At 54.8% G+C, this 15,942-nt stretch carries 16 protein-coding genes; 14 read left to right on the top strand and 2 right to left on the bottom strand.

Annotation, left to right across the window (positions count from 1 at the left end; genetic code table 11):
• Positions 1–7 precede the first annotated feature (7 nt).
• The 4 genes from Q5911_RS04960 to Q5911_RS04975 all read left to right on the top strand — a co-directional run bounded on the left by Q5911_RS04960 (position 8) and on the right by Q5911_RS04975 (position 3,948).
• Complete coding sequence (locus tag Q5911_RS04960; protein ID WP_087173200.1) at positions 8–1,033, top strand: TRAP transporter substrate-binding protein; 1,026 nt, start codon at positions 8–10, stop codon at positions 1,031–1,033.
• Between the two features lie 123 nt (positions 1,034–1,156).
• Complete coding sequence (locus Q5911_RS04965; RefSeq protein WP_303181422.1) at positions 1,157–1,831, top strand: response regulator transcription factor; 675 nt, start codon at positions 1,157–1,159, stop codon at positions 1,829–1,831.
• The gene (locus tag Q5911_RS04970) at positions 1,831–3,180 is read left to right on the top strand and encodes a sensor histidine kinase (protein WP_303181424.1); all 1,350 of its coding nucleotides are present in this window, start codon (positions 1,831–1,833) and stop codon (positions 3,178–3,180) included. The genes Q5911_RS04965 and Q5911_RS04970 overlap by 1 nt, the downstream gene beginning before the upstream one ends.
• Before the next feature lie 165 nt (positions 3,181–3,345).
• A complete protein-coding gene (locus Q5911_RS04975; RefSeq protein WP_076777256.1) occupies positions 3,346–3,948 on the top strand; it encodes a PepSY domain-containing protein in 603 nt (200 codons plus the stop codon).
• A gap of 119 nt (positions 3,949–4,067) precedes the next feature.
• Here the strand turns inward: Q5911_RS04975 and aroD are convergent, their stop codons facing one another.
• Positions 4,068–4,835, bottom strand: coding sequence for a type I 3-dehydroquinate dehydratase (gene aroD / locus Q5911_RS04980; protein ID WP_076777257.1), 768 nt, complete (start codon positions 4,833–4,835; stop codon positions 4,068–4,070).
• A gap of 18 nt (positions 4,836–4,853) precedes the next feature.
• Positions 4,854–5,753 (bottom strand): shikimate dehydrogenase, encoded by a 900-nt coding sequence (locus tag Q5911_RS04985; RefSeq protein WP_076777258.1) that lies wholly within the window; start codon positions 5,751–5,753, stop codon positions 4,854–4,856.
• Between the two features lie 175 nt (positions 5,754–5,928).
• Here Q5911_RS04985 and spoIVA point away from each other — a divergent pair, with 175 nt between their 5' ends.
• From spoIVA to Q5911_RS05035, 10 genes are all read left to right on the top strand, one after another.
• A complete protein-coding gene (gene spoIVA / locus Q5911_RS04990; RefSeq protein ID WP_303181426.1) occupies positions 5,929–7,401 on the top strand; it encodes a stage IV sporulation protein A in 1,473 nt (490 codons plus the stop codon).
• 167 nt (positions 7,402–7,568) lie between these two features.
• Entirely contained in the window at positions 7,569–8,267 is a 699-nt protein-coding gene (locus tag Q5911_RS04995) for an ABC transporter ATP-binding protein (protein WP_226394151.1), read from the top strand.
• Positions 8,264–9,832, top strand: a complete 1,569-nt coding sequence (locus Q5911_RS05000; RefSeq protein ID WP_303181428.1) for a putative ABC exporter domain-containing protein — start codon at positions 8,264–8,266, stop codon at positions 9,830–9,832. Before Q5911_RS04995 ends, Q5911_RS05000 begins: the two co-directional genes overlap by 4 nt.
• A gap of 35 nt (positions 9,833–9,867) precedes the next feature.
• On the top strand, positions 9,868–10,344 hold the full coding sequence (locus Q5911_RS05005; protein WP_076777262.1) for a methylglyoxal synthase: 477 nt from the start codon (positions 9,868–9,870) through the stop codon (positions 10,342–10,344).
• A 45-nt stretch (positions 10,345–10,389) separates the two neighbouring features.
• Positions 10,390–11,100: a class I SAM-dependent DNA methyltransferase gene (locus Q5911_RS05010; RefSeq protein ID WP_442913475.1), complete on the top strand. Its 711-nt coding sequence runs from the start codon at positions 10,390–10,392 to the stop codon at positions 11,098–11,100.
• Positions 11,101–11,185: 85 nt separating this feature from the next.
• Positions 11,186–12,073, top strand: a complete 888-nt coding sequence (gene hslO, locus Q5911_RS05015; RefSeq protein WP_076777263.1) for an Hsp33 family molecular chaperone HslO — start codon at positions 11,186–11,188, stop codon at positions 12,071–12,073.
• A 15-nt stretch (positions 12,074–12,088) separates the two neighbouring features.
• Complete coding sequence (locus Q5911_RS05020) at positions 12,089–14,020, top strand: NAD(+) synthase (protein WP_303181432.1); 1,932 nt, start codon at positions 12,089–12,091, stop codon at positions 14,018–14,020.
• Positions 14,017–14,910, top strand: a complete 894-nt coding sequence (locus tag Q5911_RS05025) for a hypothetical protein (protein ID WP_303181434.1) — start codon at positions 14,017–14,019, stop codon at positions 14,908–14,910. Before Q5911_RS05020 ends, Q5911_RS05025 begins: the two co-directional genes overlap by 4 nt.
• On the top strand, positions 14,891–15,322 hold the full coding sequence (locus Q5911_RS05030; RefSeq protein WP_226394148.1) for a C-GCAxxG-C-C family protein: 432 nt from the start codon (positions 14,891–14,893) through the stop codon (positions 15,320–15,322). The genes Q5911_RS05025 and Q5911_RS05030 overlap by 20 nt, the downstream gene beginning before the upstream one ends.
• A gap of 46 nt (positions 15,323–15,368) precedes the next feature.
• Complete coding sequence (locus Q5911_RS05035; RefSeq protein WP_303181435.1) at positions 15,369–15,722, top strand: hypothetical protein; 354 nt, start codon at positions 15,369–15,371, stop codon at positions 15,720–15,722.
• The last annotated feature ends 220 nt before the right edge of the window (positions 15,723–15,942 follow it).

Genomic DNA, 15,942 nt, shown 5'->3' on the forward strand with positions numbered 1-15,942 from the left:
GAAGAAGATGAAGAAGATATGGAGTGCAGTGACAGTTGTCCTCCTTACGGCTGTCAGCGCGGGCGTCATAGTCTACGGCTCTTCTGTGTCTGACAGAAAAATAGATACGTCCGGGAAGCAGACCTACGCCTGGCCCCTGGCCACCTGCAGCACAGAGGACACCATCACCCATGTATTTGCGCAGACCTTTGCGGAGGAAGTGGAGCGCCTGAGCGGAGGAGAGATGGAGATCCAGGTGTACCCCCAGAGCACGCTGGGAGGGGACAGAGAGCTGATGGAGAGCTGCAAGGACGGGGATATCCCCTTTGTGGTCCAGTCCCCGGCGCCTCAGGTGAGCTTTATGCCGGAGCTGTGCGTCTTTGACACGCCCTGCGTGTTCGACGACATAGAGGAAGCCAGGGCGGCCATCGATGATCCGGAATTTTTTTCTGTCATACAGGGGATCTACGAGGACGCCGGCTACCAGATCCTGGGCATGGCGGACCAGTGTTTCCGCGTCATGACCAGCAGCGAGCCCTTCACAGGCATGGAGAGCTTTAAAGGACAGAAGATACGGACCATGGAGAACACCTATCACATCCAGTTCTGGAACGCGGTGGGCGCCAGCCCCACGCCCATGACTTTCAGCGAGGTCTACATCGGCCTGCAGCAGGGCACCATCGACGCCCAGGAAAACGCCTATGAACTCATTGTCAGCGCCAAGCTCTATGAGCAGCAGGAAGTGCTGGTACAGACCAACGCGGTCCCCGACTATATCACCCTCATTGTCAGCGACGACTTTTTCCGGGACCTGGACAAGGAACAGCAGCAGATCGTCCGGGAGGCAGCTGCTATCGCCCAGGAGAAGGCCCGGGAATCCGCGGACGAGAGAAGAGAGCAGCGGGAAGAAGAGCTGGCGGCAGAGGGCATGGAGATCGTGGAGATCGACCAGCAGACCTGGGAGGAAATGCAGGAGGCATGCCAGCCGGTGTATGAAAATATAAGAAAACAGGCGGGAGATGAGCTTGTGGACCTCTACATGGGAGTGGAGTAAAACGTCCGCTGAGAGAGCCGTCCGGCTGACACATTTAGTGAGGATCTGTCTGCTTGACGGATCCTCTTTTGTCATGTAAGGTTAAGAGAAAAGAGAAATATGACAGCGGATGGAGGGAAGGACATGCGCATTTTGATAGCGGAGGATGAGAAAAGTTTAAACAAGATACTGGTTTCCAGGCTGACAGCGGAGCACTACAGCGTGGACGCCTGCTTTGACGGGCAGGAGGCCCTGGACTACCTGGCAGGGGCGGAGTATGACGCGGTGGTGCTGGACATTATGATGCCGGTCATGGACGGGCTGACCGTGCTCCGGAAGATCCGGGCCAGGGACAAGTCCCTGCCTGTGCTCCTTTTGACTGCCAGGGACAGCATTGAGGACCGGGTGGCAGGGCTGGACGCGGGCGCCAACGACTACCTTGTAAAGCCCTTTGCGGTGGAGGAACTGCTGGCCCGGATACGGGTCATGCTGCGAAAACCGGATCAGAGCGGAGAGGGGAATTGCCTGACGGTGGGGGATCTGACCCTGTGCACGGACACCCACAAGGTGACCCGGGCGGGGAGAGAGATCAGCCTGTCCGGGAAAGAGTACACGCTGCTGCGGTATATGATGCAGAACCAGGGCATCGTCCTCTCCCGGGATAAGCTGGAGCAGCATATATGGAACTATGATTTCGCAGGAGGGTCCAACGTGATTGATGTGTATATCCGGTATCTGCGCAGGAAGATAGACGAGGGACATGAGAAGAAACTGATACACACAGTCCGGGGAGCCGGCTATGTACTGAGGGCAGAGTGATGAAGAGATGGTCGATCAAACTGAAACTGACGTGCCTGTACGGAGGATTTATGATCCTCCTTATCGTGGCGGCTCTTGCAATCCTGTTTTCCCTCAGCAACCAGGAGGTCCTCTCCTCTGTCCAGTCAGATCTGCGGGAGCAGGTGCAGGGCAGTGTGGAGGAGTTGGAAGCAGAGGGCGGATATCTGGAGGTGGACTCTGATTTTTACAACATGGAGAATGGGGTCTATCTGTCTGTGTACGGTGTGGACGGCACGTTCCTGTACGGGCGGATCCCCACCGGCTTTGGCAGCCAGCCGGATTTTGAGCATGACACCCTGCGCACGGTCCGGGAGGGACAGGAAACCTTCTATGTATTTGATATGAGCCAGGATATAGAGGGGTACGGCCCTGTCTATATCCGGGGTATCACCTCGGTCACAAGAGCGGAGAACAGCTTTACCGTGACGTTGCGGTTTGCCCTCATCCTCCTGCCCGGCCTGGCGGTGGTGCTGGTCCTCCTGTCCTATTTCTTTGTCAGGAGGGCCCTCCTGCCCGTGCGGCGTATCACGGATACTGTGAAGGAGATACGGGAGGAGGCGGACCTGTCCAGGAGAGTGGACCTGCCCGGCGGAAGGGACGAGATCTACCATCTGGCGGACACCTTTGACCATCTGCTCTCAGAGCTGGAGGAGGCGTTTGCCAGGGAGAGGCAGTTCACCTCCGACGTGTCCCACGAGCTGCGCACGCCGGCTGCAGTGATCCTGCTCCAGAGCGAGGAGCTGCTGTCAGACCCTTCCCTGTCTGAGCCGCAGAGAGAACAGCTGGAGGCCATCCGGAAAAAGGCCGGGGACATGTCTGCCATGATCTCCCAGCTCCTTCTTCTGTCCCGGGCGGACCAGGGGCGCCAGGTGCTCCAGAAGGAGCCTCTGGATATCAGCGAGCTGACCCTGATGACGGCGGAAGAACAGCAGCTGCTGGCAGATGAGAAGCACATCTCCATTGTGACGGACATTGAGCCGGGGATCGTGATGGAGGCGGACGAGAGCTTTTTTATCCGGCTTCTCGTGAACCTTATCTCCAACTCCATCTCCTACGGGCGGGAGGGGGGCACCACAAAGGTGTCCCTGCACCGGGAGGAGAAGGCGGCGGTCCTCTCCGTGGCAGATGACGGGCAGGGCATGGAGGAGAAGGACCTTCCCCGCATCTGGGACCGGTTCTACCGCGCGGACGCCTCCCGCAGCGACGCCGGCCACTCCGGGCTTGGCCTCTCCATTGTAAAATGGATCGCCGGGGAGCACGGCGGTGAGGTGGCCGTGGAGAGCGAGAAGGGAAGAGGGAGCACGTTTACTTGCAGATTTCCTCTGTAAAAAGAAGAAAGGGAGCAGAAGCCTTATAAAAATCCTGAAAAAATCTGTTTCATTTTAATGTTGTTTTAATCTTTTCTGGTTATAGTAAATACAACAAAGGAACACAACTATAAAAAATAAGCAGGAAAGGACCGGCAGACAAAAGGCCGGGAGAGGAAAAATAAGATGAAAAGATATAAGAGATTGACAACAGCAGTATTGGCAGTGGCACTGGCAGCAGGCATCGTGACAGGGTGCGGCTCCTCGGGACAGGATATAGGACAGGACGAGGCCAAGAGGATTGCCTTCGAGGATGCGGGCGTGAGCGAGTCCGATACATCCAGACTGAAGGTGGAAAAAGACAGGGATGATGGGATGCTTCAGTATGACGTGCAGTTCAGCGTGGACGAAAAGGAGTACAGCTATGACATCAACGGTGCCAACGGTGAGATACTGAGCGCGGATGTGGAGACAAACGGTACGGCAGCGCAGAACAATACAGCCGGCAAAACAGATGATACAGCTGGTACAAACAGCGGAACCGATGATACGCCCAGCACAAACAGCGGGACAGCAGCGGCGGATGTGGCAGTCAGCGAGGCAGATGCCAGGGCTGCAGCACTGGAGAGAGTGCCCGGGGCAACGGACGCCGATATCCGTATGGAGCTGGAGTACGATGACGGTTACTACATCTATGAGGGAGATGTCATCTACGACCAGAAAGAATATGAATTTGAGATCGACGCACAGACTGGAAATTTCCTGAAATGGAGCGAGGAGAGACATTAAGTCCCCTGACAGGAAACGATAGAAAAGTGTGAGAAGAAAGGCAGGGCAGGAGCCGGACGAAAAGAGAAAGTCCGGTTCCTGCCCTGTACTTATATACTTATATGTTTTATGCCTGGGATCTAGTTGCCCAGCGCATTGTGTACGGAAGTCAGGACCTCTTTAAGTTCCTGCGCGCCAATCTGCCCCGGGGCGGAGGCCATGGAACCGGAGCCAAAGGTGAGGCAGGAGCCGAAAACCTCGCAGGAGAGACGGCTGATGCTGCCAAGGCCTGCCATGGACATGGTGATGATGGGGCGGTCCGCATAGTCGGAGGCCATCTCCTCCGTGGCGGACAGGAGAGTCAGCACATCCCTTTTGCTTCTTGGCATGACGGCGATCTTGGGGATGTCCGCTCCCATATCCTGCATCTTGCGCAGCCGGTAAACGATGTCGGACTTGGCAGGCGTCCGGTCAAAGTCGTGGTTGGAAGCAACCACCTTTGTGCCGGATGCGTGGATGGCGCGGATCAGTTCAGAGACGATCTCGTCTCCTGTGAAGATCTCAACATCGATCAGGTCCGCCAGCTTTGTGGCTGCCACTGCCTTGTTCAGGGCAATGTACGCTGCAGTGTCCATATCGTGGACGCCGCCCTCCTTTTTTGTGCGGAAGGTGAAGAGGAGAGGAGTGTCTCCCAGCTTTTCTCTGATGCCGGACAGCACATCCAATACGGCCTGGGTGTCCTCCACGCCCTCAAACCAGTCCACCCGCCATTCCATCAGATCCATGGGCATGGACTTGTACTGCTCTGTGAGTGTGAGGATCTCCTCCTTTGTCTTACCCACATTGGGGATGCACACAGCCGGGATGCCGCCTCCCAGTTCCAGATTTCTTACTTTTACTGTATTCATGATCTTTTCTCCTCCTGATCAGTCTTCGTCATCATCTGTGTAGACATAGGAGATGCCCAGCTTTTCTTTCATGTACTCGCTGTCCACTCGCTGTCCCAGCATCAGCTCAATGGCTGCGATAGCCTGGAAGAGCATCATGCCCTGGCCGTTCATGGTCTTGCAGCCGGCTTTTCTTGCCATCTTCAGCATGGCTGTCTCGTGGGGAGAGTACACAACATCGGTCACGATCAGGTCCGGGCGGAAGAAGGAGGCGTCCGGTATATAGGTGATGCCCTCCAGAGGTTTCATGCCCACGCCGGTGGCATTAGTAAACAGGTAGCTGGAAGCCATCTCTTCTTTTAAGCGGTCCAGATCCTCCAGAGGATAGAAGACTGCTTTACAGTTTGTGTTCTCATTGATCTTTTTCACAGTTTCAATGGCGTTGTCTTTAAACTTATCATCCCTTGCAAAGATAGACATCTCGGCCACGCCGTCCAGGGCGGACTGGATCTGCACGGCTGTGGCTGCTCCGCCGGATCCCACGATCGTGACTTTCTTTCCGGTGGGATCGATCCCGTTGTCTTTCAGGGACTGCACATAGCCAATGCCGTCCGTGTTGTGGCCGATCAGATAGCCGTCTTTGTTTACGATGGTGTTGACCGCCCCGCAGAGTTTGGCGGCGGGAGATACCTCATCCAGATATTTGTGGACAATGGTCTTATTTGGCATGGAGATATTGGAACCGCGCAGTTTCAGAGCTCTCAGCCCTTTGATGGCGTCCTCCAGGTCGTCTGCATCCACCTCAAATGCAAGGTTGACAATGTCCAGGCCCAGCTTTTCGTAGGCGGCATTGTGGGTGGCAGGCGACTGGGAATGGCGGATCGGATACGCCATCAGTCCGATCAGTTCTGTATGCCCGGTGATCTGGTGTCTTTCCATAATTCATCGCTCCTTTTGATAAAAACTTTTGTATGTCTTTATTTTAACAAAACAGACACGGTCAATCAAATACTTAATATGCACAGAACCCATAGATGAAATCTATTGAATGAAAATTCTAAAAAGGACAGCACCTGCATATATTCTAACAGCACATGTGGAAGGGGCAGGATATATGGATCATTATGAGTTATACAAGGACATACAGGTCAGGACAAAAGGAGAGATATACATAGGAGTCGTGGGCCCGGTGCGGACCGGAAAATCTACCTTCATCAAGAGGTTTATGGATGTGCTGGTCCTTCCCCATCTGGAGGACGAAAATGTAAAAGCCAGGACCGTGGATGAGCTTCCCCAGTCCGCTTCCGGCCGGACCATCATGACCACAGAGCCCAAGTTTGTTCCCAAAGAGGCGGCGCAGGTCGATCTGACAGAGGATGTGTCGGTGAAGATCCGGCTCATCGACTGTGTGGGCTACATGGTGGAGGGGGCGTCCGGCCACGAGGAGGAAGGACAGGAGAGAAAGGTGAAGACGCCCTGGTTTGACTATGAGATCCCCTTTACAAAGGCGGCAGCTGTGGGGACGGAGAAGGTTATCCATGAGCACTCTACCATAGGCATTGTGGTGACCACTGACGGCAGCATCGGCGAGATCCCGCGGAGCAGTTACGAGGAGGCGGAAGGGCGGACTATCCGGGAGTTGCAGGGGATCGGGAAGCCCTTTGTGGTGCTGGTGAACAGCCGCCGTCCGGCGGGGGAGGAGGCGAAGCGGGTTGCTCAGCATATCCAGGAGACTTATAAGGTGCAGGCTCTTCCGGTGAACTGCGAGCAGCTGAAAGAGGAGGATATCCACCGGATCATGGAGGCAGTGCTCTTTGAGTTTCCTGTGTCGGAGATACAGTTCTTTATCCCTAGGTGGGCTGAGATGCTGCCGACGGACCACAAGATACGGCAGGACTTGACAGCCTGTGTCAGGGATCTTCTGGAGCAGATACACCAGATCCGGGATGCAGCGCATGGGATCGAGACGCCGGAGAGCCCCTACATAGAGGAAATGCGGCTGGAAAAGATCGAGATGGACACAGGATATGTGAAGATACGCATGGACATTGGGGAGGCATTCTACTATGAGATGCTCAGCGAGATGACCGGAGCCCGGATCAATGGACAGTATGGACTGATCTGTGAACTGAAAAAACTCTCCGCCATGAAAAACGAGTACGAGTGCGTCAGAGGGGCCTTCGACAGCGTCAGGATGAAAGGTTACGGGGTGGTGAAACCGGGGCGGGAGGAGATCACTCTGGATGAGCCGGAGATCATACGCCAGGGAAATAAATTCGGAGTGAAGATCCGGTCCCACGCCCCCACGATCCACCTTATAAAGGCCAATATTGAGACGGAGATTGCCCCCATCGTGGGCAGCGAGCAGCAGGCGGAAGACCTGATCCGCTATATTAAAGACAGGAGGGAGACGGAAGGGGGGATCTGGGAGACAAATATTTTCGGGAAGACCATCGAGGAGCTGGTCATGGACGGCATGCAGAGCAGGATCGCCATGATCGGCGACGACAGCCAGGCCAAACTGCAGGATACCATGCAGAAAGTGGTGAATGACATCAACGGGGGGATGGTCTGCATTATTATCTGAGAAAAAGCGGATCTGTCAGGAAAGAGCGGCTGTCTGCCAGCTTGCGTGCGCCGCATATTGACAGATCCGCCTTCTGCATGTATAATTGTACTATAATACTAATACAAAACAAGAGTATACAGGCAGAAGAACCAAGACTAGAGCCTGGGAATAAAGAGGAGAAGAAGATGTTAGAGGTACAGGGACTTAGAAAAATGTATGGAAAAAATCTGGCGGTGGACCAGGTCAGCTTTTTTGTGCCGGACGGGAGCGTGGGGATCCTTCTGGGGCCCAACGGAGCGGGAAAATCCACCATTATCAAGAGCATAGCAGGTCTTCTGCGCTACGAGGGGATGATCCGGGTGCAGGGCATTCCCTCCAGAGAGCTGGAGGCAAAGCGGATCTTTGGCTACGTGCCGGAGATCCCCTCCATGTTCGAGGCGCTGTCTGTGCGGGAACATATCGAATATATCCGGATGGCCTACAAAAGCAGGATCACAGACCAGGAAGTGGAGCGTCTTATGGAGCGGTTTGAGATGACGGACAAGGCAGACAAGCTGGGAAATGAGCTGTCAAAGGGAATGATGCAGAAAGTCAGCATCCTCTGCGCTCTGGCGGTGAAACCGCAGGTCATCCTCTTTGACGAGCCCATGGTAGGTCTGGATCCCCAGGCGATCCGGGAGCTGAAGGAGGTCATCCTGGAGCTTAAGAGCCAGGGGGTGACCGTCCTTATCAGCACCCACATGCTGGAGATGGTGGAGGACCTTTGGGATATCATGTTTGTCATGGAAAAAGGCCATGTGAAGGCCTCTTTCCGGAAGGAAGATGTGGGGAACAGAGATCTGGATGATCTGTTCTTTGAAGTGACAGGTGGTGAGAAGAGATGAGAGCGCTTTTGTATATGACGAAGAGAAGCTTTATCAACCGGGCAAGGAAGGCTGTGAGAAAGCCGGTAACTTACCTCTATATAGCGCTGGGCATCTTCTATGTGGTGGGGATCCTGGCCGCCTTTGCCTCTCTGGCGGCGGCTGGGGGTATTGCCTACAAGGAGGGGATCGTCTATGTTATGACAGTGTGGCTCTACTTTATCTTCTGCAGCAATTTTTTGTCCTATGCAAAGCTGAAGGGAGTACTCTTTCGGCCCAGCCACGCGCACTTTATCTTCACTGCGCCTATCAGCTCCAAGCTGGTTCTGCTCCACGGGGCAGTGCTGAATTACACCCTGTCCTTTGTGGCAGACCTTCTCTTCTCCATAGCGGCGGTGACAGTCTTTCATGTGGAGCCTTTAAGAGGCGTCCTGCTTTTTGTCTTCTGTTTTGTGTTTGAGACAGTATTTGAGACAAGCCTGATGGTCTTTCTCTATTCAGGAGAAGAACGGTTTAAAAAAGTGATCCGCTCTCTGCGCCTTTTAATCTACGTTCTGATCGGGACAGTGCTGGGAGTCATTGCCTGGCATTTTATGACTCAGGGTCTGAGCGGTGCAGCGGTCCTTTCCTTCTTCCGCTCCCCTGTGATCCGTCTTCTGCCGGTGGCCGGATGGGAAGTGGCTGCAGTTAGCCTTCTTGTGACCGGCCCGGACCTGTGGAATGTCATCGGAACGGTGCTCTTCCTTCTGGCCTGTACGGGGATGTTTCTTGTGGCCTGGAAGATCCGCTGCACGGGAGCCTACTACGAGGATGCAGCCAAATTCGCGGACGACTACGCGGAGCTCAGAAAGAGGAACCAAAAGGGTGAGAGCAGCTTAGGCTTTGGGAAAAAGAAACTGAAGAAGGCATCCATCTCAGGCTGGGGGAGCGGTGCCAGAGCCATCTTCAGCCGACAGCTTCTGGAGTACAAAAAGGAGCGTTTCTTCATCTTCACAGGCTTTACGCTGGCCGCCCTCATCGGAGCGGTGGTCTGCATCTTCTTTGTGGGACGGCCCCAGGAAGACCTGCCGCCGGAGCTGGTGCTCATGGGCGTGGCGGTCTACATGGTATTTGTGGGCACCGGATACATGGGGAAATGGGGGAAAGAGCTGGAGCTTCCCTACATTTACCTGATCCCTGAGCCGGCTGCGAAGAAGCTGTGGTATGCCACCTGCCTGGAGCACCTCAAAGCCCTTATCGATGCCGTACTCTTTGTGGTTCCCACAGGCCTGGCCTGGGGACTGGCCCCGTACCAGATCGCCGGCATCATCCTGTCTTATGTCGTACTTCAGGCCAACAGGCTCTACATCAAGGTGCTGGGGGACAGCCTTTTGGGGGACACCCTGGGAACAACGGGAAAACAGTTCTTTCTCCTGGCAGTCCAGGGCGGTATCCTGGGGATCGGCGCCCTCGTCAGCATCCCGGCGGCCTACTTGATAAATACAAATTTACTCTTTTTAATCGTGCCGATTTATAGTATGATAATTACAGTGCTGATCGCTGCTCTTACCGTTCCAAGATTTGAGTGCATGGAGCAGTGGGATTAGGAAAAATAAGGACAACATGCAAGGAGGGCCACAAAATGTTGGAGGAAGAATTTGTCACTCTTGAGATCGGAAAGACAAAACACATCGCGCTGGTAGCACACGACGGGAAGAAGCAGGAGCTGGTGGACTGGTGCGACAGGAATAAAGAGATACTGAAAGGCCATTTTCTCTGCGGGACAGGGACCACGGCAAAACTCATCGCAGAGAAGACCGGACTGCCGGTGAAAGGATTCTGCAGCGGCCCCCTGGGAGGCGACCAGCAGATTGGGGCCAAGATCGTGGAGGGGCAGATCGATTTTATGATCTTTCTGTGGGATCCTCTGGAGGCACAGCCCCACGACCCGGATGTAAAGGCGCTGCTGCGCATCGCCGTGGTCTACGACATCCCCATTGCCAACAATCTTGCCACGGCAGATTTCATGCTCAATTCTAAATATATGTCTGAGCCCTACGCCAGAAAGATCGAGAATTTTAACAGGACGATCCAGCAGAGAGTGGAGAGGATGAAATAAGTGGGGGAAGCATACGGGACTTTTGCGGAAGTCTATGACACGTTTATGGACAATGTGCCCTACCGGGAGTGGGCCGGGTACATAGAGAAAACGCTGCGGCAGCAGGGCATAGAAGACGGCCTTGTCCTGGATCTGGGATGCGGGACAGGGAGCATGACCGAGGAGCTGGCAGGTGCCGGGTATGACATGATCGGCGTGGACAGCTCGCCGGAGATGCTGGAGGCGGCCTTTGAGAAAAAGGAAAAGAGCGGACACGATATCCTATACCTGCTGCAGGATATGCGCGAGTTCGAGCTCTACGGCACTGTCAGGGCGGCAGTGAGCGCCTGCGACTGTGTCAACTACATTACGGAGCCGGAAGAACTGCTGGAGGTGTTCCGGCTTGTGAATAATTATCTGGATCCGGGAGGCATCTTTCTCTTTGACTTTAACACAGAGTACAAGTACAGGGAGACCCTTGGAGAGCAGACCATTGCCGAGGACAGGGATGACTGCAGCTTTATCTGGGACAACTATTACGATGAGGAGGAGAGGATCAACTCCTACGAGCTGACCCTGTTTATACAGGAGGAGGACGGCCTTTATCGGAAGTACAAAGAGCAGCATTTCCAGAGGGCCTACACCCTGGAGGAGATAAAGGAACTGCTGGACAGGAGCGGGCTGGTCTTCCAGTCGGCGCGGGAGGCTTACACAGACAGGGAAGCCGGCCCGGAGAGCGAGAGGATAACCATCATAGCAAGGGAGTGCGGAAAATGATCCGCGCTCCCTTGTCAAGTATGGGAAAAAATATTAAAATGATACATGAGTCAAAAAAGATGAGAAGAGAAAGGATCAAAGATAGATGACACAGGAGAAAGACTATATTGTAAGGGCAACTGCCGCGGGAGGACAGATCAGGGCTTTTGCGGCCACCACAAGAGAGCTGGTGGAGGAGGCGAGAAGCCGCCATGGCACAAGCCCGGTGGCCACGGCGGCCCTGGGGCGCCTTCTGACAGCGGGCGCCATGATGGGAAGCATGATGAAAAATGACACGGACGTGCTGACCCTTCAGATCAATGGGGACGGTCCCTTAGGGGGGATCACGGTGACAGCAGACAGCCGCGGAGATGTGAAAGGATACGTGCAGAACCCGGACGTGATCCTGCCTCCCAAGAACGGGAAGCTGGATGTGGGAGGAGCCGTGGGCATTGGCCTTCTCACGGTCATCAAAGACATGGGGCTCAAAGAGCCCTACTCAGGTCAGACTATCCTCGTGACCAGCGAGATCGCGGAGGATCTGACCTACTATTTTGCAAATTCAGAGCAGGTGCCCTCCTCTGTGGGGCTGGGCGTGCTCATGGAGAAAGACAATACTGTGAAGTGCGCGGGTGGTTTTATCGTGCAGCTCATGCCTTTTGCCGAGGAGAAGGTGATCAGCCGCCTGGAGGAGAATGTGGGAAAGATCACGTCCGTGACCAGACTCCTGGAGGAGGGGTACACGCCCCAGCGTCTCCTCGAGGATCTCACAGAGGGACTGGATCTGGAGATCACAGACACTATGCCGGCCCGTTTTTACTGCAACTGCTCTAAAGAGAGGGTGGAGCGTGCTGTGGCCAGCATCGGTGCCAAAGATATCAGGGAAATGATCGACGAGGGAAAGGACATTGAAGTGAAATGTCATTTCTGCAACACAGCCTACAGCTACTCGGTGGATGAGCTGAAGAACATACTGAAAAGAAGCAAAAAATAGAGAGGAGTGTAGACCTTGAGACACGGTTTTGTAAAAGTAGCGGCAGCCACACCGGATATCCGGGTGGCGGATGTGGCTTACAATCAAGAACAGATCTGCCGTCTGATCGACGAGACGGCGTCGGAGGGGGCTAAGATCGTGGTGTTTCCTGAGCTTGCCCTCACCGGTTACACTTGCGGAGATCTCTTTACCCAGGACGTGCTCCTTGCGCAGGCCAGAAAGGCGATCTGCCAGGTGGCGGCGGCCACAGAAGAAAAGGATGCGCTCATTTTCGTGGGAATGCCCCTGGCGGTAGAGGGAGAGCTCTACAATGTGGCGGCGGCTCTGAACAGGGGAAAGATCCTGGGATTTACCACAAAGACGTTCCTGCCGAATTACGGGGAGTTCTACGAGATGCGTCAGTTCCGGGAAGGCCCCGAGGAGGTGCGCTGCATCTGTTTTGAGGGGGAGAAGGTCCTGTTCGGTCCTCGGATCCTTTTTGAGGCAGATGTCATGCCGGACCTGATCGTGTCGGCGGAGATCTGCGAAGATGTCTGGTCTCCCGTGCCTCCCAGCATCCAGGCAGCCAGAGAGGGGGCCACGGTCATTGTCAACTGCTCTGCCAGCGACGAAACCATCGGCAAGGCGGCGTACAGAAAGAGTCTTATCGAGGGGCAGTCGGCCCGTCTTATGGCGGCCTATATCTACGCCAATGCCGGGGAGGGAGAGTCCACCACGGACCTGGTCTTCGGAGGACACAATATCATCTCTGAGAACGGCACCACCCTGGCGGAGGGAGAGCGGTTTAAAAATGGCGTGGCCTACGCCCAGATCGATGTGAAGCGGCTGATCAGTGAGCGCAGGAAGAACACTACGTTTAAGGCGGCCCGGGAGCGCCATCTTGCCAGGGTTCCCTTCCGGCTGGAGCTGACAGAGACTAAGCTTACAAGGAAGTTCCCCTCCAGGCCATTTGTGCCGGACGCAAAGGAGGAGAGGGACAGAAGATGCGAGGAGATCCTGACCATCCAGGCCATGGGCCTGAAGAAGAGGCTGGCCCACACCCACGCAAGGAGTGCAGTGGTGGGGATTTCCGGCGGGCTGGACTCCACGCTTGCGATCCTGGTGACAGCCAGGGCCTTTGACATGCTGGGAATGGACAGAAGCCAGATCATCGCTGTCACTATGCCCTGCTTTGGAACCACAGACCGGACTTACAACAATGCCTGCCAGATGGCCCTGAAGCTGGGGGCGCAGCTGCGGGAAGTGCGGATCGCTGACTCCGTTGAAAGCCATTTCAGGGACATCGGACACGACATAGAGGATCACAGTGTCACCTACGAGAATTCCCAGGCCAGGGAGAGGACCCAGGTGCTTATGGATATTTCCAACCAGACAGGAGGACTTGTGGTCGGTACAGGGGACATGTCGGAGCTGGCTCTCGGGTGGGCCACCTACAACGGGGATCACATGTCCATGTACGGGGTCAACGCCTCCGTGCCCAAGACGCTTGTGCGCCATCTGGTGCAGTACTGTGCGGACACAGAAAAGGACCGGGAGATGAAAGACGTGCTCTACGATGTGCTGGACACACCGGTGAGCCCGGAGCTCCTTCCGCCGAAGGACGGCCAGATCGCCCAGAAGACGGAGGATCTGGTGGGACCCTACGAGCTCCACGACTTCTATCTGTATTATTTCCTCCGCTTCGGCTACGAGCCTTCCAAGATCTACCGGATCGCCAGGGAGGCTTTTGCGGGCGAGTATGACGAAGAGACTATCTATAAATGGCTGCAAACCTTCTGCCGGAGGTTTTTTAGCCAGCAGTTCAAGAGATCCTGCCTTCCGGACGGCCCCAAAGTGGGTACGGTGGCACTCTCGCCAAGAGGCGACTGGCGGATGCCAAGTGATGCCTGTGCGGATGTGTGGCTCCGGGATCTGGAGCAGGCGGCAAAAGGAGGCACGAACGTATGACAGTAGAAGAAATGGCGGGAGTTGACCAGAGGGAGGTTGACAGGCGGGTGCGCCGCTGCCGCATCAGGCAGTGTCTGGGCTGGGCGGCTTACGCGCTGGTTGTTATCCACCTTCTTTATATGATCTTTGGCGTGTTCCCTATGCAGGCCTGGATGCGGGCATACGGGAGAGGGATGATGCAGATCTGCGTCATCGTCGTGCATTTTGCCGTTCTGGGCATTCTGGCGCTGGTGGCAAAGACAGGAATTTCCTGGATCTACGGGGCGCTGCAGAAAGAATGCGACCCCTACCTTTTTGAGGCCTGCGTCTACCATATAGGCTTTATGGGGAACGAAAATCTGAAGCAGCTGAACCTTGCCATAGCCCAGTATTACCAGGGGAATTTTCAGCAGGCGATGGATACCATCATGCACACAGATCCGGGGTCATTTAAAAAGACCAACCGGCTGAATTACTATATGCTCAAAAGCAGTCTGTACTTTCGCTTTGGCATGGGCGACAAGGTAAGAGAGCTGGAAAACGAGTTTCAGCGTAGGATCAGCAGCAAACAGGACGCAAAAAATATGCAGATCCTCTGTGCGGTGAACAATCTGAAGCGGGCGAGAGCCAACAAGGACTATGAATCCGCCTGGCGGTTTTATCAGGAGTGGCTCCATCTGTCTGACAAAGGCGGCGCGGATCTGTGGACCAAGGTGGGAAGAGCCTGGCAGCAGGCGGTGCTGGAGCAGGACTGCGGAAATGAAGCCGCTGCCCGGGCAGCCTTTACCTTTGTGGAAAAATATGGGAACAGGCTTTTCTTTGTAAAGGATGCGGCTCAGTTCCTGCATCCACGGGAGACGGCAAAAACGGAAGAGGAAGGAGAGGAGCAAAGTGGAGGAACTGAGGCTTAGAGAGAAGGCAGCAGAAAATTTTAACAAGATCTATAACTGCTGTCAGTCCGTTGCCTGCACGGTCTGTGAAAAGTACGGGGTGAGCAGGGAGGACATGTTCCGCCTGACAGAGGGTTTCGGGTCCGGTATAGGCGGACTGAAAGACACATGCGGGGCTGTCATGGGCATGTTCCTCATCATCAGCCTGGCAAACAGTGCCGGGGATATGGAGGATCCAACCCGCACAAAGCTGGATACATACGCTAAATTTCAGGAGGCTGCAGAGCTCTTCAAAGAGAAGAGGGGTTCTCTGTACTGCCGTGACTTGAAGACAGAGGATGGCCCCCAGCCCCTTCCCTGCTGTATGGCATGTGTGGAGGATGCGGCGCAGATACTGGAAGAACTTTTGAAAAAATGGGAGATCGTGTCATAAAAGATAAAACAGGCGCATATATATGATCACAGGAGGATGTTGGATCATGAAAATGGAGAGAAAAGTACAAGCTGTTGTATGCCTGCATCACGTTGCCACCTGCATCTCTGTGGCAGCCAGTGGATGGGCGGTCATAAAGGGAACAGGGAGCAGGGTCAGAGATACCCTGGCGGGGGTCTTTTTGGCAGTCCAGCTTTTTGCCCTTGTCAAAGTTGTCCTGGAGACAGCTGGCAAGAGGAAAGAGACGCTGGAGGACAGGGTCATACAGCTGAGAAATCAGATCGGAAAGACCAGGGGCGGCAAGATGGCTGCATCTGCATGTACAGCGCTGCTGCTGTTCGCCTCTCTCCTCTTTAAGATCGGCATTCCTCTCTGTCTGCTGGAGCGGAAAAAACGATGAGGGAGCAGCTGGAAGGGCATGAGCTGTCCTACTTTCTGACAGCCTACGCGAAAAATATTTCCAGGATGTACAGGCTTGTCCTGGAGCAGCGGACCGGAAAGTGAGCAGATGGGATTTTAGATACAAAAAAGACAGCGGAAGAGTACGATCCGCTGTCTTTTTGCCGTATGACGGGCATGCCGTCAGTCTGTGGTGAAAGTCCACAAGGGGCGTAGTTGCC

This window comes from Lachnoclostridium phocaeense (assembly GCF_959599685.1).
Taxonomy (GTDB): Bacteria; Bacillota; Clostridia; order Lachnospirales; family Lachnospiraceae; genus Claveliimonas; species Claveliimonas monacensis.